The organism is Enterobacter sp. PL_is379, from assembly GCF_055817355.1.
Map to the genome: position 1 here is coordinate 252,089 of NZ_JBVPGT010000029.1, position 25,523 is coordinate 277,611.

Here is a 25,523-nt window from a genome sequence, read left to right on the forward strand (position 1 = left end):
CTTTCCCTGTCGCCATTCAGAACCGATGAGGAGAGAGACCGATGATCCGTCGTTATGCACTTATCCCCCTGCTTGTCCTGGCATCTGTAGCCCATGCCCAGGCCACACCGCTGGACAACCTGAGCGCCGCGGACGTTAACGGCCCCGCCGCCGTTGCCCCGCTGGCGCAGCCGCAACCGCCTGCAAAACTGATCGTCGATCCGCCGCTTGCCGGGCCGCTGAGCAAAGGCGCGGTGTTTATCCAGTACCGTGCCGAAAACCTGCGCATCGAGCCGGTATTCGGCCCCGACGCGCTCAAGGTCACCCCGCGCATCGGGCACATTCACGTGGTGGTGGATGACGCGCCGTGGCACTGGGCTGACGCCAGCGGAGAGCCGGTGATCCTGGTGGGGCTGCCCGCCGGTAAACACAAGGTGACGATAATTCTGGCCGACCCGACGCACAAGCCGCTCGACCACAAAACCGTTGAATTCACCGTCCCGCCCCACGCGGCGGTCCACCATTTTTAAGGAGTCTGAAGATGAAAGCACTGTCTGTAGTCACGGCAGGCCTGCTGGCGCTTTCCGCCAGCGCCTTTGCGCAGAGTAAAACCAGCGTCGTGCTGGTCCACGGCGCGTTTGCCGACGGCAGCAGCTGGAATAAGGTCATTACCCTGTTGCAGAAACAGCACGCAGAGGTCATTGCCGTCCAGCTACCGCTCACGTCGCTAAAAGATGACGTTGCCGCCACGCGACGAGCCATCGAGCGCGCCCAGGGCGATGTCGTACTGGTGGGTCACTCCTGGGGCGGCACCGTGATTAGCGAAGCAGGCAACAATGCGCGAGTAAAATCACTGGTGTATGTGGCGGCGTTCGCGCCGGATTCCGGTCAGTCGACGGCGGATCTGGCAGAAAGATTCCCTGCGCCGCCGGGCAGCGCGGGCATTGCCAAAACGGCGGACGGCTATTTATATCTGCCAACGGACGCCGTCAGGAAGGATTTCGCGCCGGATGTGACGCCAGACATTCAAAACACGATTGCAGCGACGCAGGGGCCGATTAAGGCCGAGGCGTTTGGTGAAAAGGTCGCCCATGCGGCGTGGCATGATAAACCGAGCTGGTTTGTGGTCAGCAAGAATGACCGAATGATCAACCCCGATCTTGAGCGTGCGATGGCAAAGACGATCCATGCGAAAACCGCAGAGGTGGCCGCGAGCCACGTGTCGATGGTCAGCCAGCCGCAGATCGTTGCCCGCACGATTGAGCAGGCGATCAGGAGCAATTAACACAACAGCGGCGGCTTATTCAACTTTCTGCACTTCCGTATCCCCCGGCAGCAGCGCAGTGCCGTCCTGCGCTGCTGGCGCCATAAAGGGAACCGGCTTGCCCGTCCGCCTGTCGACCAACAGCGAGTGGCGCTCGCCCTGCGCAAACAGATGCTGTTCTCCCCACTGACGCAGCGCCACGACCACGGGGAAAAGGCTCTCACCTTTGTCGGTCAGGACATATTCCTGATACGCCGTACCGTCTGATGCCCCCTGTAACGTCAGGATGTCCGCATCTACAAGCTTGCGAAGCCGGTCAGAAAGGATGTTGCGCGCCACCCCGAGGCTACGCTGAAAATCCCCGAAGCGCGTCATGCCGTCAAACGCATTGCGCACGATAAGCAGCGACCAGCGATCCCCGATCGCCTCGACGCTGCGGGCAACGGGACAATATTCCGCTTTAACCGTCTTTTGGGACATCTCGTATTTTCCTCGCAAAGGCCACCCCGCAACCAGTTGCATTTTAAAACCACATAGCCTAGCATTCAACTAGTTTCATTTTAAAACCAGATTATCTCAGGCGAGGAATGTTAAACATGTCAGTGACATCAGCCCCTCTTTCAGCCGACATGCCACGCAGCATGGTCTGGCTGTTCGCCACTGCCAGCGGCTTAAGCGTGGCAAATGTCTATTACGCCCAGCCTTTGCTTGACGCGCTGGCGAACGATTTCGGCATCAGCCATGCGGCCGTGGGTGGCGTGGTGACCGCGACACAAATTGGCTGCGCGCTGGCTCTTTTGCTTGTGGTTCCTCTGGGTGACAAAGTGGATCGTCGAGGGCTGATGGCAATACAGCTGATTGCTCTGGTGGTTGCGCTGATTTCCGTCAGCCTGGCACAGTCCCCCTCGGCGCTGCTTTTCGGTATGCTTGCGACCGGTATGCTGGGTACGGCCATGACACAGGGGCTGATTGCCTACGCCGCCAGCGCCGCGTCGCCGCATGAACAAGGCCGCGTTGTCGGCGCAGCGCAGGGCGGCGTGTTCATGGGTCTGCTGCTCGCGCGCGTCTTTGCTGGCGGCATCAGCGATATCGCGGGCTGGCGCGGGGTTTATCTGTGTGCCGCCGCGCTGATGCTCATCATTGCGTTACCGCTGTGGTGGAGGCTCCCCACTCTGCCAGCCGTCACTGCCACGATGAGCTACCCGCGGCTGATTGGCTCAATGCTTACACTGTTGCGGCAGGAAAAAGTGCTGCAGATACGCGGCGTGCTGGCGCTGCTGATGTTTGCATCGTTCAACATTTTCTGGAGCGCGCTGGTGCTGCCGCTGAGCGCCCCACCCTATAGCTTCTCGCATACCGCGATTGGCGCGTTTGGACTGGCAGGCGCGATGGGGGCGCTGGCGGCTGGCCGGGCAGGACGCTGGGCCGATCGGGGATATGCCCAACGCACCAGCGCCGCGGCGCTGGTGATGCTGCTGTTGGCATGGTGGCCGTTGTCGCTGATGGACCGTTCACTCGGGATCATGCTTATCGGCATCATACTGCTCGATTTGGGGGGACAGGCGCTGCACGTCACCAACCAGAGCATGATCTTTCGCACCCGTCCCGAGGCGCACAGCCGGCTGGTCGGGCTTTACATGCTGTTTTATGCCGTCGGCAGCGGGCTCGGCGCACTCGGCACGACGATGACGTATGCCTTTGCCGGCTGGCCGGGCGTCTGCCTGCTTGGCGCCTCGGTCAGCCTGCTGGCGCTGGTGTTCTGGTGGCTAACCCGCGTTAGCTACCGCCATCCGCGGGATAATCCCGATTAATCCACGCGTGGTCCTTCTCCCAGGTGAACATCCATTTGCGCACCGGTCCCGCCATCACGTTGAGGTAGTAGCTGTCATACCCGGCCATCGTCGCCACCGGATGGTAGCCCTTCGGCACCATGACCACGTCACGGTTATAGACCGCCATACACTCATCCAGCGCTCTGTCGTCGGTGTAGACGCGCTGCATGCAGAACCCCTGCTCTGGGTTGTGGCGATGGTAGTAGGTCTCCTCCAGATACGTCTCCTGAGGCGGGTTATCCGTGTCGTGTTTGTGGCTCGGATACGAGCTGGTACAGCCCTCGTTGGTCCACACCTCCACCACCAGCAGGCTGTCAGCAGGCTTGTCTTCCGGCAAAATGTTATGCACATAGCGCTGGTTGTGCCCCTTACCGCGCGCTTCGCCGGCGATATCCTGCGGGGCAATCAGCCGTGTCGGATGCGTGCCCTTGCCCGGCGCGGCGCAGACCGCCAGCTCCAGCGTCGTCAGCGCCTTCACCTGCACCGTCTCCTGCGGGGTGACGTACACCGCCCACGGCTTGATGCGCTCGAACGGGCTCATCCGCTCGCCGATGTCGTTAAACTGCGCGGAAGGCGTGCTGATGGAGGCGCGTCCGGCGACCAGCACCAGACAGCGCTCTTCGCGGACGGCGGGCAGCGTCAGCGTCTGCCCCTCCTGCAGCTCATACGCCTCAAAACCGACGTATCCCCACCCTGCGCTCTCCGGCGTGACGGACTGGGTGCGCCCCTCCGCGTTCGGCTGTTGCCAGCGTGATAACAGACGTGACATGTCACCTCCTCAAATCAGTCCGGCGTCGCGCGCCAGGCGGTTCAGGTTGTTATATCCCAGACGGGCGTAGGTCAGCGGATGGGCAATGGCCGGATCCTGCTCGGCCTCGACCACCAGCCAGCCGTGATAGTCCTGCGCCTTCAGCAGCCGCATAATCGGCGGGTAATCGACGCAGCCGTCGCCCGGCACGGTAAAGACGCCGCTCAGCACCGCGTCGAGGAAGCTGGTTTTGCGGTTTTTCACGTCCGCAAGCACGTCGGCACGCACGTCTTTGCAGTGAACGTGGTTGATGCGCGACGCCCAGCGCTGCGCCACCGCCAGCGGATCGGCCCCGGCAAAGGTCAGATGGCCGGTATCCAGCAGTAGCCCCACCGCATCGCCGGTGTGGGTCATCAGGTTGTCCACGTCGTCGGCGGACTCAATCACCGTGCCCATATGGTGATGGTAGGCAATCTGGACGCCCTGCTGCTGCGTATAGCGGGCAAATTCGGTGAGCTTCTCGCCGTACTCTTTCCAGCGAGCCTGCGGGAAGCGCGGGCGCAGGTGCACCGGGGTCTGCTGCTCGCCGTGAATGCAGCCGCTCACTTCCGCAAAGACCAGCACCTTCGCCCCCAGCTCGCGCAGCAGCGTCAGGTGAGACTGCACGGCGGCAATCTCCTCCTCCACGCTGCGCTCCAGCAGGCGGCCGGAGTACCAGCCGGAGACCAGCTGCAGGTCGTGGCGCTGCAGGATGGGGCCAAGCAGGCGCGCTTCGCGCGGGAACTTATTGCCCAGCTCGAAACCGGCGAAACCGGCCTCTTTCCCTTCGCTCAGGCAGGTCTCCAGCGACGTTTCCGCGCCGAGAGAAGGCAGATCGTCATTCGTCCACGTCAGCGGGTTAATGCCCAGTTGTACACTCATTGTCGTCTCCATTATGCGTGTCCGCGCTCGCGCCACCAGGCGATAAGCTGCAGGTAGTTGTCCCGGATGCGCGCCACCAGCTGCGCATCGTCAATATCGTGCTTCAGCCACGCGCGAGAGGCATCGCCAAACAGCGTGCGCCCCACGGCGAAGCCTTTCACCAGCGTCTGCCCCGCTGCCGCTTTAAAGTCGGCGCGCAGCTGTTCCGCCGGGGCGTCCAGACCGAGGATCACCACCCCGCGGCAGTGCGGGTCCCGGCGTTCGATAATCTCGCTCAGCGCCGTCCAGCCGTCGGCGGAGAGCGGCGGTAGCTTCCACCAGTCCGGGTAAATGCCGAGGTTGTAAAAGCGGGAGATGGCGCGCAGGTAGAGCTCGTCGCTGCGCGGCATGCTTGCGGGCAGGATCACCTCCAGCAGCAGCTCGTGCCCGGACTGGCAGCAGGCGTGATACACCTCGGCAATTTTCTGCTCCTGCTCCAGGCGCAGGCCGTGGGCGTCTTCCGGATGGAAAAAGACCAGGCACTTCACCACATGCTCCTGCGGCCAGCTGATGAGCTGGGTGCCGATGTTGCCGTGCTCCATCTCCAGCGGACGCGAGCCCGGCAGCTCGATGGGGCGGCCAATCCACCACCCTTCCCCGGTGATCGCGTTCAGCGCGTCCTGACCAAAGGTGCCGTCGCACAGCAGACCGGCTTTACCCTCCAGCCCGGCACGGCTCGCCGCCTCGCGGCTGGCCTGCAGGATCAGCTGCTTCAGCGCCGGAATGCGCTTAAGCGACGCGCCGCACTGCAGCGCCATATCCTCAAGCTGGCTGCGGTGGTCGAAGGCCATCACGCACAGCTCCGGCCACTCGCGGCGGCGGGTGGTCACCCGGTGGAGGTGGTTAAGACGCGGGTCGAGATCCGGGCGCGGCACGTTCGCAGCGCGGGAGAGATAGTCATCCAGCTCGATTTTGCTCGGCATGGCCGGGGCGCAGCCGTGGCGCGAGACCACCAGCGCGCCGCAGGCGTTGGCGTAGCGGCACGCCTGCTCCCAGCCCTCGTCGTTCAGGTAGCCGCGCAGCAGGCCGGACATAAACGCGTCCCCCGCCCCGAGGACGTTCAGCACCTCCACGCGCACGCCGGTCACCGTCAGGCCGTCGTCCAGCCGGGGCGGAATGGCGTCGGTGTAGACCGAGCAGCCGAGCGCACCGCGTTTGCAGACCAGCGTAGCTTCACTGACTGAGCGCACCTGCCCCAGCGCCTGCAGGGTCTCCGTGCTGCCGCCCGCAATGTGAAACTCCTCTTCGGTGCCGACAATGACGTCGAAGAGGTGCAGCACCTCCTGCAGCTCGCGGGTGACCTTATCGGCGGCGATAAAGCGCGTTTCACCGTCGCCTAAGGAGGTCAGCCCCCACAGCACCGGACGGTAGTCGATGTCCAGCACCGTGCGCACGCCGTGACGGCGAGCATAGCCCAGCGCCGTCAGCACCGCCTCGCGGGTCTGAGGATGAGAAAGGTGAGTCCCGGTGATGGCAAGACAACGTGCGGAGGCAATGTAGCTTTCGTCCACATCGCTGGCGGTAATGGCCATATCCGCGCAGTTATCGCGATAAAAAATAAGAGGAAAGGTGTCCCGGTCTTTAATGCCGAGTAGCACCAGCGCCGTGAGGCGGTCTTTATCGGTGATCAGATGGCTGGTATCGCAGCCCACCTGGTTGAGCTCTTCGCGCAGGAAGCGGCCCATATGTTCATCGCCGACGCGCGCCAGCATCGACGAACGTAAACCCTGACGCGCGGTGCCGTACGCCACGTTGCCCGACGACCCGCCGAGATATTTGGCGAAGCTCGACGCGTCCTCCAGACGGGCACCAATCTGCTGGCTGTAGAGGTCTACCGCCACGCGGCCCATGCATATCACATCAAACTGCTTTTCCACGTTGATACCTCATCAGACAATGTCGTTCACGTTCAGCCAGCGGCCTTCCCGGTGCGAGAGCGCAATCGCGTCCAGCACGCGCGACACCTTCCAGCCCTCTTCGAAGTCCGGCCACATCGGCGCGTCGGCGGCAATCCCGTCCACCAGGTCGCGCACCTCCACCGTTTTTTGATCGTTAAAGCCAATCCCGTGGCCTGCGCCCATGCAGAACGCGGCGTAGTCGGGGTGCGCCGGGCCGACGAGTAAGGTGCGGAACCCCTGACGGTTTACCGGATCGTCATGCAGATAGAGCTTCAGCTCCGCCATGCGCTCCTGGGTGAAGCTGATGGCGCCTTTCGTGCCGGTAATGACGTACGACAGCCCCATCTTGCGGCCGCAGGCAACGCGGGAGGTTTCAATCACGCCCTGCGCCCCGCCCGCGAAGCGCACCATCGCGTGGGCCTGATCCTCGTTTTCGACGGCAACCATGTCCGACGAGCCGGCCTTCGCCGGGCGCTCCGGGACCACGATCTTCAGGTCGCCGCAGACCTGCTCAATCTCCCCGACCAGGTACTGGGCCATATTGACGATATGCGCCGCGAGGTCGCCCAGCGCCCCCAGCCCGGCGGTCTCTTTAAAGCAGTGCCAGTGAATGGGCGAGCGCGGGTCGGCCATATAGTCTTCGTTGTGGGTGCCGTAGAAGTGGATCACCTCGCCAATCTCGCCGCGGGCGATAATCTCCTTCGCCAGCTGCGCCGTCGGGTTTTTCATGTAGTTGAAGCCCACCAGCGTTTTCACCCCGGCCCGCTTCGCGGCGTCGACCATCTCGCGGGCGTCGTGGGCGTTAAGCGCCAGCGGCTTCTCCGAGTAGACGTGCTTGCCGTGGCGGATCGCCTCCAGCGCCATCTCCTTATGCAGATGGTTGGGTGAGCAAATATCCACCACGTCAATCGCCGGGTCGGCCACCAGCGCCCGCCAGTCGCCGGTGGAGCGGTTGAAGCCAAACGCCTGCGCACGCGCTGCCGCCAGCTCCGGCGTGACTTCCGCCACCATCTCGCGCACCAGCCTGCCGCGCAGGTTGAACACCGTCGGGGCCTGGGCATAGGCGATAGCGTGCGCCTTGCCGATATACCCGGTACCAATCAATCCAATACGAACCTCTTTCATCGTGATCCTCACAGTGCGCCGCGACGGCTCTTGGCGTAGGTATCAAACGCCACCGCCAGAACGATAATTAATCCGGTGATAATCTGCTGGTAGTAGGCCGAGACGTTCATCAGCACCAGGCCGTTAATCAGAATCCCCATGATGATGGAGCCGATAATGGTGCCGCCGATGCGCCCGTAGCCGCCCATCAGCGAGGTGCCGCCAATCACCACCGAGGCAATGACGCGCAGTTCAAAGGAGATCCCGGCCACCGCCTCGGCGCTCCCCAGACGCGCGCTCAGAATGAAGCCCGCCAGCCCCGCCAGGCAGCCAATCAGCACGTAGACGCTAACCAGCACGCGCTTGACGTTCACCCCCGCCAGGCGCGCTGCCTCCGGGTTACCGCCGATGGCGTAGACGAAGCGGCCCCAGCGGGTTTTATGCAGCGCCAGATAGCCGCCGAGGGCGACGATGGCGAAGATCCAGATCGGAATGGAGATGCCGAGCAGCTCCCCGCGCCCCCACCAGCGGTAGCCCTGATCGAAACCGGCGATCGGCGCGCCGTCGTTGATCACCAGCGTCAGGCCGCGCCAGATGGTCATCCCGCCGAGGGTCACGATGAAGGGTGGCAGGCGCAGGCGGGTGACGCCCAGGCCGTGCAGGAAGCCAATCGCCGTGCCCATCGCCAGGCAAATCCCCAGCCCAATCAGCCAGCTCATGCCGCCCCAGGCGTTCGGATCGACGGTGGTGAAGTTGTCGCCCTTAATCACGTACGCCGCGGTCATGGCGCAGACCGCCAGAATGGAGCCCACGGAGAGGTCAATCCCGGCGGTCAGGATGACAAAGGTCATCCCCACGGCCATGATCCCGTAGATGGAAACTTCGGTCAGAATGTTGAAAATATTGCGTTCAGAGAAAAAGTTGCTGTTCTGCGACTGGAAGAAGATCAGCAGCAGGATCATGAAAATCAGCACCCCGAAGCGCTCGAAGAAGGCGATGGGATCGATGCGTCCGGCGCGTTTGACCGGGGCCTGCGTTTTAGAAATCATCTGCGTCATGAGAAACTCCGTTATGCCGCGTTCAGGGCGTTGTGGTTGATGGCCATCATCGTCATCAGCCGTTCTTCGTTAGCGTCGTCACCGTGGATCTCGCCGGTCACCCGGCCTTCGCTGAGGGTGATGATCCGGTCTGACACCGCCATCACTTCAGGCAGATCGGAGGAGATCACGATCACCGCCACGCCCTTTTTCGCCATGTCAAACAGCACCTGGTGCACTTCCGATTTGGTCCCCACGTCGATGCCGCGCGTCGGCTCATCGACGATCAGCACCCGCGGGTTGAGCGCCATGCAGCGCGCGAGGATCACCTTTTGCTGGTTACCGCCGGAGAGCTTGCGCACCTCCTGCGCGCTGTTGACCATTTTGATCTGCAGCGCTTTGCGGTAGGACTCGATCAGATCGTCCTCTTTGCGGGTGTTCACGAACCAGCGCCACTGCAGCAGCGAGGAGAGGCAGGAGAGCGACAGGTTGTCGCGAATCGACAGTCCCAGCACCGCCCCCTCTTTTTTGCGGTCTTCCGGTACCAGCGCCACACCCTGGTCGAGGGCATAGAGCGGGTCGCGCGGCTGGTACGGTACGCCGTCCAGCTCAAAGCTCCCGGCGGTAAACGCGTCCGCGCCAAACAGGCAGCGCGCCACTTCGGTGCGCCCGGCGCCCACCAGTCCGGCAATGCCTAAGACCTCCCCGGCGTGAACGTGGAAGCTGATGTCGTGCAGGGCGATGCCGTGCGGATCCAGCGGCGGCTTTTCGCGGCTCAGCCCCTTCACCGCCAGGCGGACGGGTTTGTCCTCATGATGCGTTTCGCTGGCGGGACGACGGTTAAAGGCCACGTCGCGTCCGACCATCAGGCGGATGAGCTGTTCGACGTTGGTCTCCGCCACCGCGCCGGTGCCGGTGAAACGGCCGTCCTGGAAAACGGTGAAGCGATCGCAGAGCTGGAAAACTTCGTGCAGACGGTGGGTAACGTAAATAATGCTCACGCCGCGGTTTTTGAGCTCGCGCACCACGCGGTGCAGGCTTTCCACCTCGCTGTCGCTCAGCGCGGCGGAAGGTTCGTCCATAATGATGAGCCTGGCGTTGAGGGTCAGCGCCCGGGCGATCTCCACCATCTGCTGCTGGGCAACGCTCAGGCGGGCGACCGGGGTGGTCGGTGCAACGTTCAACTGCAGATAGTCGAGAATGACCTGCGCCTCCTGATTGACCGCCTTTTCGTCGACGATCAGGTTACGTTTACGCGGCTCGCGCCCGAGAAACATGTTTTCCGCGACGGTCATGTTGGGCAGCAGGTTGAATTCCTGATAGATGGTAATAATGCCCTTGTTCTGCCGTTCCACCGGGGAGTCGTCCACCGGCAGCGTTTCGCCGTTGAACCAGATATCCCCGCGGGTTTGCGGCTGCGCCCCCGCGAGCGCCTTCAGCAGCGTGGATTTACCCGCCCCGTTTTCCCCCAGCAGGGCGTGGATCTCGCCCGCACCGACGGTCAGCTGGGCGCTGCTTAACGCCCAGACGCCGGAAAAGCTTTTTGCCAGGTCGGTCACTTTCAGTAAGGGTTGCGACATCAGTCTGCTCCTCCTCATGATGAGCCGCCAGAGGCGGCTCGGGACATATTAGTTACCGGCCTCACCGATACGCTCAGCCTGCTGCAGGTTCTCTTTGGTGATCAGAGTCGGCGGGTAGTCGGCACCGGTGATGGCTTTCTTCTCGCGCACGTTGGCCACCAGCTGGCTCATCGCCGTCTGCACCGCAAAGCCCGGACGCTGGTCCGCCGTCACCGCCAGCCAGCCGTCGCGCACGCGGGCAAGCGCTTCCGGCACCGCATCAAAGCCGGTGACCAGAATTTCGCCCGGCTTCACGCCCTGGCTCTGCAGCGCTTCAATCGCCCCCAGCGCCATGTCGTCGTTGGCGGAGAGGATTACCTGCGGGCGTTTCGGCAGCGAGGGCAGCACGCTTTCCACGATGCGCATCCCTTCAGAACGCATCCAGTTGCCGGTCTGATCGGCGACGATCTTGTACTTATCCCCGCCCGCCTTCAGGCTGTCGCGGATCCCTTTGGTGCGTTCGATGTTGGAGGAGGAGCCCGGCTGGCCGGTCAGCAGAATGATCTCCGCCCCGTCGGGGAATTTGGTTTTGACGAAGTCGCCAATCGCCTGGCCGCCTTTGTAGTTGTTGGCGCCGAAGTGCGGCACTTTTTTCTGGCTGTCGACGGAGCGGTCAAGAGTGACGACCGGCAGCTTCGCATCCTGAATTTCATCCACCGCGCTGGAGACCGCGTTCACGTCGTTCGGGGAGACGATAAAGCCCTGCGCCCCGCGGGTGATGGCGTTTTCCAGGTCAGCCACCTGCTTCGGCGAGCTGCCCTGCCCGTCCAGCACCTGAAGCTTCACGCCCATCTCTTTTGCGGCTTTCACCGCCGTGCGCTGCATGTGAACTTCAAACGGCATGGCCAGGTTTGGCGTACTGAAAACAATTTGCTCGTTTTCGGCGAGGGCGGCCCCGGACGTCATGGCGATGAGGGCGGCTACGATCAGTTTTTTCATTATTATGTCTCTCTGTGTAGGGTTGTTGTGTTTAGAGGACGATCTCGCGCTGGCTGCGCAGTGACTCCAGCGCTTTATCCGCAAGGTACAGCGCACGTTCACCATCATCGCCGCTGCAGTCAGGTACCGCTTCGCCGCGCAGGACCGCAACAAAGTGTTCCCATTCCGCGGCGTAAGCGGATTTGTAGCGCTGCAGGAAGAAGTGTTCCGGCAGCGCGCTGGTGCAGCCCTGTTTGCCGTAGTGCTGCACCTGGTTTTCCAGAATGTTGCCCGCGCACAGCAGCCCTTCGGAGCCGTGCAGCTCCAGGCGCTGGTCGTAGCCGTAAGATGAACGGCGGCTGTTAACGATGGTCGCCATCGCGCCGGAAGCGTATTTCAGAACGATAAACGCGGTATCGATGTCCCCCGCCTCGCCAATCGCCGGATCGACCAGGTTGCTGCCCTGGGCATACACCGACACCGGCTCTTCGCCCATGATGAAGCGGGCCATGTCAAAGTCGTGAATGGTCATATCGCGGAACATGCCGCCGGAAACGCGCACGTACTCCGCAGGCGGCGGAGACGGGTCGCGGGAGATGATCAGCAGCGATTCCGGCTTGCCGATGCGCCCGGCCTGCGCGTCGGTTTTCACGCGGCGGAACTGCGGGTCAAAGCGGCGGTTAAAGCCGATAAACAGCGGCACGTCGTACTCTTTGACCACCTTCAGGCAGTCGCGCACGCGGGCAAGGTCGAGGTGTACCGGCTTTTCACAGAAGATGGCCTTGCCGTGGCGGGCGGCCATTTCAATCAGGTCCGCGTGGGTATCGGTCGCGGAGGCGATCAGCACGGCGTGAACGTTAGGGTCGGTCATCGCCTCCTCCAGGCTCTGCTGGCGGGCCTGATACTGCGTGGCGAGACGGGTGGCAAATTCCTGATTCGGGTCAACCACGGACCAGAGCGTGGTCGCGCCGTGGCTGGCGATGTTAGCTGCATGTACCTGGCCAATTCGGCCAGCGCCCAGTAAAGCAATGTTAAACATAACGGCTCCCGGTGTTGGTGAATGCTGTGAACTAACGACCCTATAAATAAAACATTTATTTCATTTTTATAAATAGTGAAAATTATGTTTTTGAGTGTGGGTTAACACTTTTGAGATGAATGAGATAAATTTTGTTATCAATCTCACAACACGGGAGGACATACAGCAGCGCCCCTCACCCCGGCCCTCTCCCCAAAGGGGCGAGGGAGAAAAGAGTGCACCACACCATCCCCTCTCCCCTTTGGGGAGAGGGTTAGGGTGAGGGGAAAATGAAATGAAAATTTCGTTACGACGGAAAATCTTAATACTGACGGGCTTTTTTCACCTGCGCCTGCGTTTGCTCCGCGGCTTCACGCACGGCAGACGATTCCGCCACCTGCGCATCACCGGTTCGCCACCAGGAGGCGTAGTCGTGGGTCATGGTCTTCGGCAGCACCTTGATGTCCAGCAGCGTCGGGCCCGGATGGGCGCGTGACGCTTCTAGCGCCGCCAGCAGGGTTTGCTCGTCGTGCACCCGCCAGGCGCGGCAGCCGTAGCTCTCCGCGTTTTGCGCAAAATCGACCTTCACCAGCGGCCCGTCAAGCCGTCCGGTTTCCGGGTTGCGATGGCGGTTTTCCGTGCCAAAGCTGCCCATGCCGTGCCCCATCTGCAGGTTGTTAATGCAGCCGAAGCTGGCGTTATCAAACAGCAGAACGGTGATCTTTATCCCCTCCTGCACAGCGGTTTGCAGCTCGGAGTGCAGCATCATGTAGGAGCCATCCCCCACCATGGCATAAACCGGCTGCTCGGGTCGGGCAAGCTTCGCGCCGATGGCTGCCGCAATCTCGTAGCCCATGCAGGAGTAGCCGTACTCCAGGTGATAGCTGTCCGGCGTTTTGACCTGCCAGAGGCGCTGTAAATCGCCCGGCAGCGAACCGGCCGCGCCCACCACGATGGCGTTATCTTCAATATGCTGGTTGATTAGCCCCAGCACCCGCGTCTGGGTCAGACGGGTGTTGAGCGTCTCGCCGTACTCCGCCAGCTGCGCGTCCAGATGCCCCGCCACTTCGGGCGCGTCGTCCGGACGCCACTGGCGATCCCACAGGCGACGGCACTCGTCGCGCCAGGCGGATTTCGCCTCAGCGATCGCCTCTCCCCAGCCGCTGCGGTAATCACCGAGCGCGTGGGTCAATGCCTGGAGCCCGGTTTGGGCATCGGCAATCAGCGCCGTGGCGTCCAGCTTCAGGGCGTCAAACTCGGCCACGTTCAGCAGCAGAAATTCGACGTCCGGATGGGAAAAGAGCGCCTTGGAGCCGGTGGTAAAGTCGGTCAGGCGCGTGCCGATACCAATCACCAGGTCAGCCTGCGGCGCGAGCTGGTTGGCCGCCATCCCGCCCGTCACCCCTACGCCACCGAGGTTAAGTGGGTGGTCACTCACCAGCGCCCCCTTTCCGGCCTGGGTTTCGGCAAACGGCAGCCGCAGCGTCTCGACAAAGCCGCGAAACGCCTCATGCGCGCCGGAATAGCGCACGCCGCCGCCGCATACCACCAGCGGACGCCGCTTGCGGGCGATCAGCGCCCGCGCCTGCGCCAGACGCTGCGGATCGGGCGGACGACGCTCGATGTGGTGCACGCGACGCGCGAAGAAGCTCAGCGGGTAATCCCACGCTTCCCCCTGCACGTCCTGCGGCAGGCAAATCGTTACCGCACCGGTATCTGCCGGGTCAGTAAGCGTTCGCATCGCGCTGAGCATCGCGCTCATGAGCTGCTCGGGACGGTTAATGCGGTCCCAGTAGCGGGAGACCGGACGGAAGCAGTCGTTGGTGCTGACGCTGAGGTCGTGATACTGCTCGATCTGCTGCAGCACCGGGTCCGGCTGGCGGCTGGCGTAAATATCGCCCGGGAGCAGCAGCAGCGGGATGCGGTTCGCCGTGGCGGTTGCCGCCGCCGTGACCATATTGGCGGCGCCCGGCCCGACGGAGGAGGTGACGGCAAAGATGCGCTGACGACGGTGCTGTTTGGCGAATCCCGTCGCCATATGGGCAATGCCCTGCTCGTTGCAGCCCTGCATCACCTGCAGATGACCGGGGTCCTGCTCCAGCGCCTGGCCGATACCCAGCACGTTGCCGTGCCCAAAGATGGTGGCGACGCCCTCCACGAAGGGCGTTTCGTTGCCGTCCACGCTAACGTACTGTTGATTAAGGAACCGGACCAGCGCCTGGGCCATGGTCATACGTTCGGTTTGCATAACGCCTCCTGTCAGCCCAGCGTCGGCATGGAGAACGCAGCGCCTGTCTCCTGCTGCATTTCCGGCCAGCGCGCGGTGATGGTTTTCATTCGGGTGTAGAAACGCACGCCGTCGTTGCCGTGGACGTTGAGCGCCCCGAAGATAGAGCGCTTCCAGCCGCCGAAACTGTGGAATGCCATCGGCACCGGGATTGGCACGTTGACCCCCACCATGCCCGCCTGCACCTCTTCGCAGAAGCGACGCGCGCAGCCGCCGTCACGGGTGAAGATTGCCGAGCCATTACCATATTCATGGCGGTTAATCAGGTCCACCGCGCTGGCGTAATCTGCTACGCGCACCACAGAAAGCACCGGGCCGAAAATTTCTTCTTTATAGATGGTCATCTCCGGGGTGACGTTATCGAACAGCGTCGGCCCGACGAAGTAGCCCTGCTCGTGGCCCTTCACGCTGAAGCCGCGACCGTCCACGCGCAGTTTCGCTCCCTGCGCTTCCCCGCTGTCGATGTAGCCCAGCACCTTGCTGCGGTGTGCGGAGGAGATGAGCGGCCCCATTTCGTTTTCCGGCGTCTGGTCGAGCCCCGGTCCGACGCGCAGCGCGGCAATCTGTTTTTCCAGCCGGGCGCAGAGGTCATCGGCGGTGTTATCCCCCACCGCCAGCACCACCGAGAGCGCCATGCAGCGTTCCCCCGCCGCGCCGTAGGCCGCGCCCATGATGGCGTTGGTCGCCATCTCCATGTCGGCATCCGGCATCAGGATGCAGTGGTTTTTCGCCCCGCCCAGCGCCTGACAGCGTTTACCGTGGGCGGAGGCGGTCTGGTAAATGTATTCCGCAATCGGCGTGGAGCCGACAAAGCTCACCGCCTGCACGCGCGGGTCGGTCAGGAGCACGTCAACGGACTCTTTATCGCCCTGCACCACGTTGAAGACGCCGTCCGGCAGGCCGGCCTCTTTCAGCAGCTGCGCCAGCGCGAGCGCCAGAGAAGGGTCTTTTTCCGACGGCTTCAGCACGAAGGTGTTCCCGGTCGCCAGCGCAATCGGGAACATCCACATCGGCACCATCGCCGGGAAGTTAAACGGCGTGATCCCGGCGCAGACCCCGAGCGGCTGCATCAGCGAGTGGCTGTCAACGCCGGTACCGACGTTCGCCGAGTGTTCGCCCTTTTGCAGATGCGGAATACCACAGGCAAACTCCACCACTTCCAGGCCGCGGGTCAGTTCGCCCACCGCGTCGGAGAAGACCTTGCCGTGCTCTTCGCTGATGAGGCGGGCCAGGCGATCCATGTTCTCTTCCAGCAGCGCCTTGAAGCGGAACATCACGCGCGCGCGCTTAAGCGGAGCATGACGCGCCCACGCAGGAAACGCCTGCTGCGCGGCGGCAATCGCCTGCTCCGTTTCCTGCGCCGTACTCATCACCACCTGCCGGATCTGCTCGCCGGTGGCCGGGTTGAAGATCGCCTGAACGCGCTGGCCTGAACCGGTGACACATTCGCCGTGAATAAAATTCGCTACCGTCTCCATCCTTAACCTCTCGCTGTTGATACGTGACTGTGACCTGAACACCGTGTACTGAACACTATATATGAAACAAATATTCCATTTTAAGTTGAAATAAAATAAATGATGATTATTGTGATCAAGGATGGATTTTTATGTTAACAGCCAGCACCACTGACGCCGCGTGCGCTATTAAGGAATTTCGGGCGAGGAAATGACTGAAGCTTCTGTTTCATTTTTGCTGCCAGATGGATGGCCGACATTTAAAAGACGCGGTTTTGCGTTTAGAATCATAAGACTGTACTTGGGGGATAAGATGACGACAGCAACCAGCCTGAACGAACTGCAGCAGCAAATCCGCGATCGCTACGATAGCCTGAGCAAGAGGCTGCAGCAGGTCTCCCGCTACGTGCTGGATAACACCAACAGCGTGGCCTTTGATACGGTTGCCGTCATTGCCGAGCGCGCCGACGTGCCGCCCTCGACGCTGATCCGCTTTGCCAACGCCTTTGACTTCACCGGCTTCAACGAAATGAAACAGCTGTTTCGCATGAACCTGGTGGAGGAGACCGCCAGCTACAGCGACCGCGCCCGACTGTTCCGCGAGATGGAGAGCGAGGCCGTGCCGGAAACGCCGCTCGATATCCTGCAGGAGTTCGCCCGTTCAAACGCGCAGGCGCTACAGCAGCTGGCCGCCCGCGCCGAGCCGGAGATGCTGGAGCGCGCGGTACAGCTGCTGGCCGATGCCGACACCATCTACATCGCCGGACTGCGTCGCTCCTTTAGCGTTGCCGCGTATCTGACCTACGCCCTGAGCCACCTGGAGTGTCGCCCTATCCTACTCGACGGGATGGGCGGCATGCTGCGCGAGCAGATCAGCCGCATTAAGGCGCGCGACATCGTGGTGTCGATCAGCTTCTCGCCGTACGCGGAAGAGACGGTGATGGTCAGCGAAACCGCCGCCAGCGTCGGCGCGCGGCAGATCGTGATTACGGACAGCCAGATAAGCCCCCTGGCGACGTTCAGCGATCTCTGCTTTGTGGTGAAAGAGGCGCAGGTGGACGCGTTTCGGTCTCAGTCGGCGACGCTGTGCCTGGTGCAGTCGCTGGTGGTGGCGCTGGCATATCGACTGGGGAGCGGGGAGAAATAGCCCCAATGCAGTTTGGTGGGCCGGGTAAGGCATAGCCGATACCCGACCACCTGAAGAGCATCAGCCAGACATTAACGGCTCCTTATCTCGGGGCAATCAGAATAACTGACGGAAGAGAGGGAATTCAGACGTTGCCCCGTAATCTGTAACACCCGCAGTAAAAGCATAATGCCGCGGCGGGTATCAGGATCGTTAAGCATGGTGAACACCTGCCGAAGCGAGATATCCCCTTCCCGGTTAATTTGCTCTCCCCACGCCATGCGTAGCGCGGTTCCCCCTTCCCAGCCGACGGTCACGACATCTTCAAAAACGCCAGCCAGTTTTTCGACCATCGCGCTATCGGCCATTTCCAGCAGGTCTGCGACGACGGCAAGCAGATCAACGAGATTATTCAGGCGATTGCCCGCCATAAGCGGGGCAAGGCTTTTTAGTAACTGTTCCTGGTCACTCATCAGAACATCCCCCTCACGACGCCCCAATACAGTCCACGGTTAAAACCGTTTCGCAGCATGCCGCCGAGTTTAGTCGCCGGCGTGGGGGTCACGTCATTGCGATAGTCATATACCAACGGCATGCCGGCCCAGAGCCCCATCTGCGCGACGGCCTGAACCCGTCCATCATAATGGTTACCGCTTCCGGGCGGTCTGCCGTACAGCTCCGCCACAATGTTGTCAGCAATGATGGGCGCCTGGTTGTGGCACGACCCTCCCGCTTTACTGATCGGGAGGTCAACGGTATCGCCGATCACATACACGCCTTCTAAGCCGTAGACGCCGAGCGTCTGGTGATCCGTCGGCAACCAGCCTTCACCGTTCTGAACCTCACTCAGTCCCGTATCACGCACCGCGTCGACCGCCCTGATGGGAGGCGTTGCCATCAGGATGTCGAAGTTCTGTGAATCGCCCTCGGCGGAATAGGCAATTTTGCTGTCAGGATCGACATGGCTTAGGGTAAAACCGCGCTGATGCTGTATTCCTTTGGCGGCAAAAATATCGCCCAGCGCCTCCCCCACCGGACGCTGCAGGAACAGACAGTTTCGCAGCAACTGCGCGACGGTCGGATAGGTATAAACAATCTCAACCTGATTACGCACCCCACGCTGGCGCAGATAGTCGTCAACCATCAGCGTGGTTTCAATAGGGGCAATGCCGCACTGGTGGGGAACATTCGGCGTTTCCGGGAAAGAGACGGTAATAAATATTCGCCCCTTTTTGATGGTGGCGAGCTTATGCGCTAGCTGTCTTGCCGCCGCATATTGATAAAAATGGTCGCCCGCGTCGGCAAGGCCAGGGATTTTTTGGGGGAAAGGCGTGCAGCCCGTTGCGATAACCAGCAGGTCCCAGTCGTAATATCGTTTACTGGCACCGTACAGTCGCCGCTGCTTAAAATCGAAAGATTCAATCCTGTCGGTAATAAATTGAATTTCCGGACTCAGTAATTGCCGTTCAGGCCGGGCCAGTTCATGGTGATGGAAGAGGTTAAAGGCGACGTACATAAAAGCGGGTTTGTAGTAGTGCACCGGTGATTCGGAAATCAGTACCAGCTCTACCTGACCGGCAGCAATTTCACGTCGTAATTTCCTGGTCAGAAGGTTGGCGACAATTGTTCCTCCCGTGCCGCCGCCGACAATCATTATGCGGTTTTTCATTCCTTTATTCGCTCATGGTAGTGAATGGGAATTCACGTAACCAGACCGCTTCACTGTTACGCTCAGCTAAAGGGTAGTAATAGAGTAATATTCCGCAACATAACCTTTCACGAGAAATTTAATTTTGATAACCACATTATTATTTATAAAATATACTGCAAAATATAATTTATATCCCTATAACGCAGTCTCTTTTCATTACCATTATTCGCCAAAGAGCAGCTTTGTGTACTTTTTAGATACCGCACCGGAGCGCTGTCCGTTCGCGCCATAATAGCGATCTTCACGGCACAGTCGCTCCTTCACATCGCAGAAAATACCGTTGGCAAAGGTGAATTCGGTCAGATCGACATTGCTCGACGTGAACACCTCGTTTGCAGCAGCCTTCTTACCGAGATACGTCTCTGTCAACGCGCGGGATAATCCCTTGTCATTGGCGCATACATATCGGTCGCAGAGCACGCCCGATACTGGCGACTTGAGCCTGGCGGGGGTCCTGGCCTGGGCGGACATGGCGGACACGGCCAGCAGTGCGGCCACAGAGCATGCGAGTATTGATTTGTTCAAGATGATAATCTCCGTTGGTTAATGAGTGTCGGCTTTACGCCGGGCGCGGTGGAACCATCATGAGGGTGAAAAACCCTGGAGGGTTCTGAGTTTCAGCAGGAAATGCCCCGTATGGCTTTTTGTTGACCTAACAGTTGTCGAAAGTTCGGCTCGGAGGCAATTGTAAGGGCCCTATCCTGGTTAGGTCCAGTGTGAGCAAGGAGCGGATCTACAGTTATGCTATTTTTATCAACAGTGCATGTCTTTCCCACAGTACTTCAGCCGGCACTACGGGCAAGCTCATCTATTTTGGTGCCAAAAACCCGATGATAGTTAACACTCTTGATAACTTGAGCACCGAGAGACTCATAAAACTTCTGCGCCAATGGGTCTGCTGCAACAGATAACCAATCGAGTTGTAAACACCCCCGCTCTTGTGCTCGACAGGCTATAAAACTCATCAGCTTTCTACCAACTCCAGTCCTTCTGAAAGGTGCAGAAACAAAAAGCTCTTTGATAAACATTTGCCCGCTGAAACGTGGTGAAGGGTACATCACTGATACACATGAAAACGCAGCTATTACTCCATCAAAAACCACTTTGTGAACTTCGGTATTAGAGTCGACGGCAAAGACCTTATCCCTCAGATATGCGGTCATGTCATTCCTGGACAAGCAAAGCTCCTGATTATAGTAGTTTTCCATCTCGAGAAAAATATCAACTAAATCAGGATATTCGTGTGGTTTGCAGATGGTAATGTTCACGCATGCCTCCTTAAGCAAAATATATCAATTTAAAATTAATATAAAAGAAATAAAGCTATATCTATAAAGTTTCTATCGCAAATTGTTAAAATAACGCAGTTGTTCCATAGTTGATTAAAGCATTTTTAGCGAGGAGCGACGCTGACCTTTCATGTTTGTACGATTTACTCTCTGGCCTGATCTAACGTAGGTATCTTAACTACAGGAACTCACTAGCATGATCGGAGATTGCATATGCTGATATATAACGTTTTTGGACGGCATATTGGCGTTCAACGTAAGCATGATCGGTGGCTGGTATTTCGTGCTGACCTGACGGAGAGAAAGTTTTCTCGACTCTATGACATCGCTATTCCAGACGATATGACTGAAGGCGAGATTGCCGACTGGCTGGGTGACATTTTCCATGAAGCCGCAACCGATCGTCATCCAAATGTGGTACGCATCGAATAAGGATTGAATGGATAGCATTACGTTGCGCCCGCTCCAGGCACTCACCTGAGATGGTGTTGTCAGCCACCGCCCAAAAAAAAGCCCGCAATCCGCGGGCTTAGAGATAATTTAGAACCTGTTAGTACCAGACATTTCCTGTTAGGAAATCATTCCCACTCAATCGTAGCCGGTGGCTTACCACTGATGTCATACACCACGCGGGAAATACCGTTCACTTCGTTGATGATGCGGTTAGACACGCGGCCTAAGAAGTCATACGGCAGGTGCGCCCAGTGCGCGGTCATGAAGTCGATGGTTTCCACCGCACGCAGGGAAACAACCCAGTCGTACTTACGGCCATCGCCCATCACGCCGACGGAGCGAACCGGCAGGAACACGGTGAACGCCTGGCTTACCTTGTTGTACAGGTCAGCTTTGTGCAGCTCTTCGATGAAGATCGCGTCCGCGCGACGCAGCAGGTCGCAGTACTCTTTCTTCACTTCACCCAGCACGCGCACGCCCAGACCTGGGCCCGGGAACGGGTGACGGTAGAGCATGTCGTACGGCAGGCCCAGTTCCAGACCGATCTTACGCACTTCGTCTTTGAACAGCTCGCGCAGCGGTTCAACCAGACCCATCTTCATCTCTTTCGGCAGGCCGCCCACGTTGTGGTGAGATTTGATGACGTGTGCTTTACCGGTAGCGGATGCGGCAGATTCAATCACGTCAGGGTAGATGGTCCCCTGCGCCAGCCACTTCACGTCGTCCAGCTTCAGCGCTTCTTCGTCGAACACTTCCACGAACACGCGGCCGATGATCTTACGTTTCGCTTCCGGATCGTTCTCGCCTTTCAGCGCGTCCAGGAAGCGCTGCTCGCCTTCCACGTGAACGATGTTCAGACCAAAGTGGTCGCCGAACATGTCCATAACCTGCTGGGCTTCGTTCAGGCGCAGCAGGCCGTTGTCCACGAAGACGCAGGTCAGGTTTTTGCCGATGGCGCGGTGCAGCAGCATCGCGGTCACGGAGGAGTCCACGCCGCCGGAGAGACCGAGGATCACTTTGTCATCGCCAACCTGCTGGCGGATACGCTCAACGGCGTCGTCGATAATTTTTGCCGGGGTCCACAGGGCTTCACACTGGCAGATGTCGCGCACGAAGCGCTCCAGCATGCGCATACCCTGACGGGTGTGGGTTACTTCCGGGTGGAACTGCACGCCGTAGAAGCGTTTTTCTTCGTTCGCCATGATGGCAAACGGGCAGCTCTCGGTGCTGGCAACGGTGACGAAGTCAGACGGGATGGCGGTGACTTTATCGCCGTGGCTCATCCACACGTCCAGCAGCGGTTTGCCGTCTGCGGTCAGGGAGTCTTCGATACCGCGCACCAGCGCGCTGTCGTTAACCACTTCTACCTGCGCATAGCCGAACTCGCGCTCGTTAGAGCCTTCTACGTGGCCGCCCAGCTGCATGGCCATTGTCTGCATGCCGTAGCAGACGCCGAATACCGGCACGCCAGCTTCGAATACGTACTGCGGCGCGCGCGGGCTGTTCTCTTCGGTGGTGCTTTCCGGGCCGCCGGACAGGATGATGCCGCTTGGATTGAATTCGCGAATCTGTGCTTCCGTGACATCCCACGCCCACAGCTCACAGTAAACGCCCAGTTCACGTACGCGACGCGCCACCAGCTGAGTGTACTGAGAACCGAAGTCCAGGATGAGAATGCGATGTTTATGAATGTTTTCCGTCATTGACGCTAATTCCGAGGCAAGTGAAACAAAAACAGAGCGCCCGGCAGAAGCCGGGCGCGGAAACTTATCAGGAGCCCAGACGGTAGTTCGGGGACTCTTTGGTGATCGTCACGTCGTGAACGTGGCTCTCCTGGATACCCGCACCGCTGATGCGTACGAATTCCGCTTTAGTACGCAGCAGGTCAATGGTACCACAGCCGGTCAGACCCATACAGGAGCGCAGGCCGCCCATCTGCTGGTGAATGATCTCTTTCAGACGGCCTTTATAGGCAACGCGACCTTCGATACCTTCCGGTACCAGTTTGTCAGCGGCGTTATCGGTCTGGAAGTAACGGTCAGATGAACCTTTGGACATCGCGCCCAGGGAGCCCATGCCGCGGTAGGATTTGTAAGAACGGCCCTGGTAGAGTTCGATTTCACCCGGGGATTCTTCGGTACCGGCCAGCATGGAGCCTACCATCACGGCAGCTGCGCCAGCGGCGATGGCTTTAGCGATGTCGCCAGAGAAGCGGATACCGCCGTCAGCGATAACCGGAATACCTGTGCCTTCCAGCGCTTCAACCGCGTCAGACACGGCGGTGATCTGTGGAACGCCCACGCCGGTCACGATACGCGTGGTACAGATAGAGCCTGGGCCGATACCCACTTTCACCGCGCTGCAGCCGGCGTCAGCCAGCGCGCGAGCGCCTGCGCCAGTGGCCACGTTACCGCCGATGATCTGCAGGTCCGGGTATTTGGCACGGGTATCACGAATACGTTGCAGAACGCCTTCGGAGTGGCCGTGAGAGGAGTCAATCAGCAGGACGTCAACGCCCGCAGCAACCAGCGCGTCAACGCGCTCTTCGTTACCGGCACCTGCGCCAACCGCAGCACCGACGCGCAGACGGCCATGCTCGTCTTTACAGGCGTTCGGTTTACGTTCTGCTTTCTGGAAATCTTTAACGGTGATCATGCCGCGCAGGTGGAAGTTGCTGTCAACAACCAGCGCTTTTTCAACGCGTTTTTCGTGCATTTTTGCCAGCACCACGTCGCGGGTTTCACCTTCGCGAACGGTGACCAGACGCTCTTTTGGCGTCATGTACACGCTGACAGGCTGGTTCAGGTCAGTCACGAAACGCACGTCACGACCGGTGATGATACCGACCAGCTCGTTCTCTTCGGTCACCACCGGGTAACCGGCGAAGCCGTTACGCTCGGTCAGGGCCTTCACTTCGTGCAGGGTGGTGGTTGGCAGAACGGTCTGAGGATCGGACACGATACCGGATTCATGTTTCTTCACGCGGCGAACTTCTTCCGCCTGACGTTCGATAGACATGTTTTTGTGAATAAAGCCAATGCCACCTTCCTGTGCCAGGGCAATAGCCAGGCGCGCTTCAGTCACGGTGTCCATTGCCGCAGAGAGCATAGGAATGTTCAGGCGAATGGTTTTCGTCAACTGCGTGCTGAGATCGGCAGTATTCGGCAGAACGGTGGAGTGAGCGGGAACGAGGAGGACGTCGTCAAACGTCAGTGCTTCTTTAGCGATACGTAGCATGGGCAATATCTCTGACCTGGGTGGTTAAATATTGCCGTGGCATTATACAGAGCGTAACCGATTGCATCCACACTTTTTTAAAAAAAATGCTTGCGCTCACCTCTCAGCAGGTTACTATCGACTGAATAACTTGCTGATTTAGAATTTGATCCCGCTCACATGTTATCCTCTCAATCCCCCTCAATTTATACCGTCAGCCGCCTGAATCAGACGGTGCGTTTGCTGCTTGAGCAGGAAATGGGGCAGGTCTGGATCAGCGGTGAGATCTCTAACTTCACTCAGCCCTCCTCCGGCCACTGGTACTTTACGCTAAAAGACGATACCGCCCAGGTGCGCTGCGCAATGTTCCGCAACAGTAACCGCCGCGTGACGTTCCGTCCTCAGCACGGCCAGCAGGTTCTGGTGCGCGCCAATATCACCCTGTATGAGCCGCGCGGTGATTATCAAATTATCGTCGAGAGCATGCAGCCTGCGGGTGAAGGCCTGCTGCAGCAGAAGTACGAACAGCTTAAAGCCAAACTCTCTCAGGAAGGTTTGTTCGACCAGCAGTTCAAAAAACCGCTGCCCTCACCTGCCCACTGTGTTGGGGTCATTACTTCGAAAACCGGTGCAGCGCTTCACGATATTTTGCACGTGCTGAAGCGTCGCGATCCTTCCCTGCCCGTCATCATTTACCCGACCGCCGTGCAGGGTGACGATGCGCCGGGCCAGATTGTGCGCGCCATTGAGCTGGCAAACGCCCGTCAGGAGTGCGACGTGCTCATCGTCGGGCGCGGCGGTGGCTCGCTGGAAGATCTGTGGAGCTTTAACGACGAGCGCGTGGCGCGGGCAATCTTTGCCAGCCTTATCCCCGTGGTGAGCGCCGTCGGCCACGAAACGGACGTAACGATAGCCGATTTTGTCGCGGATCTGCGCGCGCCTACGCCGTCCGCGGCGGCGGAAGTGGTCAGCCGAAACCAGCTGGAGCTGCTGCGTCAGATTCAGAACGGCCAGCAGCGTCTTGAGATGGCGATGGACTACTTCCTTGCCAACCGTACCCGCCGCTTTACCCAGCTTCATCATCGTCTTCAGCAGCAGCACCCGCAGCTGCGTCTGGCGCGTCAGCAGACCGTGCTGGAGCGCCTGCGTCAGCGCATGAACGTTGCGGTGGACGCGCAGCTTAAGCGCGCGGTATCGCGCCAGCAGCGCGTGACGCAGCGCCTGAACCAGCAGAACCCGCAGCCGAGAATTTATCGCGTGCAAACGCGGATCCAGCAGCTGGAGTATCGTCTGGCAGAGACTCTCCGCGCCCGACTGAGCACCACCCGCGAACGTTTTGGCAATGCGGTGACCCACCTTGAAGCGGTCAGCCCCCTCTCCACGCTGGCGCGCGGCTATAGCGTGACGACGGCGACGGACGGCAAAGTGCTCAAGCAGACCAAACAGGTAAATACCGGCGATGTGCTGACGACGCGTCTTTCAGACGGCTGGGTAGAAAGCGAAGTTAAATCAATTAAACCGGCGAAAAAGACGCGTCAGCGTAAAACCGGATAATTCTTCGCCAGTTACTTACTATACTGCTGCTATTCCCTTTTTTAATAAGGAGA

23 protein-coding genes are annotated in these 25,523 nt (G+C 59.8%); 6 read left to right on the forward strand and 17 right to left on the reverse strand.

Annotated features, from left to right (window positions below; genetic code table 11):
* The first annotated feature begins 41 nt into the window (after positions 1-41).
* Complete coding sequence (locus tag AC0TOY_RS13700; protein ID WP_337280919.1) at positions 42-509, forward strand: DUF6130 family protein; 468 nt, start codon at positions 42-44, stop codon at positions 507-509.
* Positions 510-520: 11 nt separating this feature from the next.
* Positions 521-1,264 carry an alpha/beta hydrolase gene (locus AC0TOY_RS13705; RefSeq protein WP_248165354.1) on the forward strand — a complete coding sequence of 248 codons (744 nt, stop codon included), beginning with the start codon at positions 521-523 and terminating at the stop codon, positions 1,262-1,264.
* Positions 1,265-1,279: 15 nt separating this feature from the next.
* Here the strand turns inward: AC0TOY_RS13705 and AC0TOY_RS13710 are convergent, their stop codons facing one another.
* Entirely contained in the window at positions 1,280-1,723 is a 444-nt protein-coding gene (locus AC0TOY_RS13710; protein ID WP_032646804.1) for a winged helix-turn-helix transcriptional regulator, read from the reverse strand.
* A 116-nt stretch (positions 1,724-1,839) separates the two neighbouring features.
* Here AC0TOY_RS13710 and AC0TOY_RS13715 point away from each other — a divergent pair, with 116 nt between their 5' ends.
* Positions 1,840-3,054 (forward strand): MFS transporter, encoded by a 1,215-nt coding sequence (locus AC0TOY_RS13715; protein WP_473721950.1) that lies wholly within the window; start codon positions 1,840-1,842, stop codon positions 3,052-3,054.
* Here the strand turns inward: AC0TOY_RS13715 and iolB are convergent.
* The 10 genes from iolB to AC0TOY_RS13765 form a co-directional block, all read right to left on the reverse strand.
* Positions 3,020-3,844 (reverse strand): 5-deoxy-glucuronate isomerase, encoded by an 825-nt coding sequence (gene iolB, locus AC0TOY_RS13720; protein WP_473721951.1) that lies wholly within the window; start codon positions 3,842-3,844, stop codon positions 3,020-3,022. The genes AC0TOY_RS13715 and iolB overlap by 35 nt on opposite strands.
* Positions 3,845-3,853: 9 nt before the next feature.
* Complete coding sequence (gene iolE, locus AC0TOY_RS13725) at positions 3,854-4,744, reverse strand: myo-inosose-2 dehydratase (protein WP_024907546.1); 891 nt, start codon at positions 4,742-4,744, stop codon at positions 3,854-3,856.
* Between the two features lie 11 nt (positions 4,745-4,755).
* Positions 4,756-6,660, reverse strand: coding sequence for a bifunctional 5-dehydro-2-deoxygluconokinase/5-dehydro-2-deoxyphosphogluconate aldolase (locus tag AC0TOY_RS13730; RefSeq protein WP_048991301.1), 1,905 nt, complete (start codon positions 6,658-6,660; stop codon positions 4,756-4,758).
* A 12-nt stretch (positions 6,661-6,672) separates the two neighbouring features.
* Positions 6,673-7,806 (reverse strand): Gfo/Idh/MocA family protein, encoded by a 1,134-nt coding sequence (locus tag AC0TOY_RS13735; RefSeq protein ID WP_032646810.1) that lies wholly within the window; start codon positions 7,804-7,806, stop codon positions 6,673-6,675.
* Between the two features lie 8 nt (positions 7,807-7,814).
* The gene (locus AC0TOY_RS13740) at positions 7,815-8,843 is read right to left on the reverse strand and encodes an ABC transporter permease (RefSeq protein WP_008502116.1); all 1,029 of its coding nucleotides are present in this window, start codon (positions 8,841-8,843) and stop codon (positions 7,815-7,817) included.
* 11 nt (positions 8,844-8,854) lie between these two features.
* The gene (locus tag AC0TOY_RS13745; protein WP_024907543.1) at positions 8,855-10,402 is read right to left on the reverse strand and encodes a sugar ABC transporter ATP-binding protein; all 1,548 of its coding nucleotides are present in this window, start codon (positions 10,400-10,402) and stop codon (positions 8,855-8,857) included.
* A 48-nt stretch (positions 10,403-10,450) separates the two neighbouring features.
* Positions 10,451-11,380, reverse strand: coding sequence for a sugar ABC transporter substrate-binding protein (locus tag AC0TOY_RS13750; protein WP_008502118.1), 930 nt, complete (start codon positions 11,378-11,380; stop codon positions 10,451-10,453).
* A 31-nt stretch (positions 11,381-11,411) separates the two neighbouring features.
* Positions 11,412-12,398, reverse strand: coding sequence for an inositol 2-dehydrogenase (gene iolG / locus AC0TOY_RS13755; protein ID WP_047652665.1), 987 nt, complete (start codon positions 12,396-12,398; stop codon positions 11,412-11,414).
* A gap of 301 nt (positions 12,399-12,699) precedes the next feature.
* Entirely contained in the window at positions 12,700-14,625 is a 1,926-nt protein-coding gene (gene iolD / locus AC0TOY_RS13760) for a 3D-(3,5/4)-trihydroxycyclohexane-1,2-dione acylhydrolase (decyclizing) (protein ID WP_473721952.1), read from the reverse strand.
* Between the two features lie 11 nt (positions 14,626-14,636).
* A complete protein-coding gene (locus AC0TOY_RS13765; RefSeq protein WP_234084892.1) occupies positions 14,637-16,142 on the reverse strand; it encodes a CoA-acylating methylmalonate-semialdehyde dehydrogenase in 1,506 nt (501 codons plus the stop codon).
* Positions 16,143-16,434: 292 nt separating this feature from the next.
* Between AC0TOY_RS13765 and AC0TOY_RS13770 the strand changes: the two genes are divergently transcribed.
* Positions 16,435-17,268, forward strand: coding sequence for a MurR/RpiR family transcriptional regulator (locus AC0TOY_RS13770; protein ID WP_024908667.1), 834 nt, complete (start codon positions 16,435-16,437; stop codon positions 17,266-17,268).
* A 71-nt stretch (positions 17,269-17,339) separates the two neighbouring features.
* Here AC0TOY_RS13770 and AC0TOY_RS13775 read toward each other — a convergent pair whose 3' ends face one another.
* The 4 genes from AC0TOY_RS13775 to AC0TOY_RS13790 form a co-directional block, all read right to left on the reverse strand.
* Positions 17,340-17,720, reverse strand: coding sequence for a DUF1641 domain-containing protein (locus tag AC0TOY_RS13775; protein ID WP_061714647.1), 381 nt, complete (start codon positions 17,718-17,720; stop codon positions 17,340-17,342).
* The gene (locus tag AC0TOY_RS13780) at positions 17,720-18,916 is read right to left on the reverse strand and encodes an NAD(P)/FAD-dependent oxidoreductase (protein ID WP_090420171.1); all 1,197 of its coding nucleotides are present in this window, start codon (positions 18,914-18,916) and stop codon (positions 17,720-17,722) included. The genes AC0TOY_RS13775 and AC0TOY_RS13780 overlap by 1 nt, the downstream gene beginning before the upstream one ends.
* A 204-nt stretch (positions 18,917-19,120) precedes the next feature.
* Positions 19,121-19,456 (reverse strand): YcgJ family protein, encoded by a 336-nt coding sequence (locus AC0TOY_RS13785; protein WP_323138570.1) that lies wholly within the window; start codon positions 19,454-19,456, stop codon positions 19,121-19,123.
* 284 nt (positions 19,457-19,740) lie between these two features.
* A complete protein-coding gene (locus AC0TOY_RS13790; protein WP_024908663.1) occupies positions 19,741-20,226 on the reverse strand; it encodes a GNAT family N-acetyltransferase in 486 nt (161 codons plus the stop codon).
* Positions 20,227-20,460: 234 nt separating this feature from the next.
* Here AC0TOY_RS13790 and AC0TOY_RS13795 point away from each other — a divergent pair, with 234 nt between their 5' ends.
* Positions 20,461-20,679: a DUF7661 family protein gene (locus tag AC0TOY_RS13795; protein WP_024908662.1), complete on the forward strand. Its 219-nt coding sequence runs from the start codon at positions 20,461-20,463 to the stop codon at positions 20,677-20,679.
* A gap of 146 nt (positions 20,680-20,825) precedes the next feature.
* On the opposite strand, the gene guaA is transcribed toward AC0TOY_RS13795, so the two are convergent.
* Complete coding sequence (gene guaA, locus AC0TOY_RS13800; RefSeq protein WP_045416207.1) at positions 20,826-22,403, reverse strand: glutamine-hydrolyzing GMP synthase; 1,578 nt, start codon at positions 22,401-22,403, stop codon at positions 20,826-20,828.
* Positions 22,404-22,470: 67 nt separating this feature from the next.
* Positions 22,471-23,937 (reverse strand): IMP dehydrogenase, encoded by a 1,467-nt coding sequence (guaB, locus tag AC0TOY_RS13805; protein WP_008502128.1) that lies wholly within the window; start codon positions 23,935-23,937, stop codon positions 22,471-22,473.
* Positions 23,938-24,096: 159 nt separating this feature from the next.
* Here guaB and xseA point away from each other — a divergent pair, with 159 nt between their 5' ends.
* A complete protein-coding gene (gene xseA, locus AC0TOY_RS13810) occupies positions 24,097-25,470 on the forward strand; it encodes an exodeoxyribonuclease VII large subunit (RefSeq protein ID WP_473721953.1) in 1,374 nt (457 codons plus the stop codon).
* The last annotated feature ends 53 nt before the right edge of the window (positions 25,471-25,523 follow it).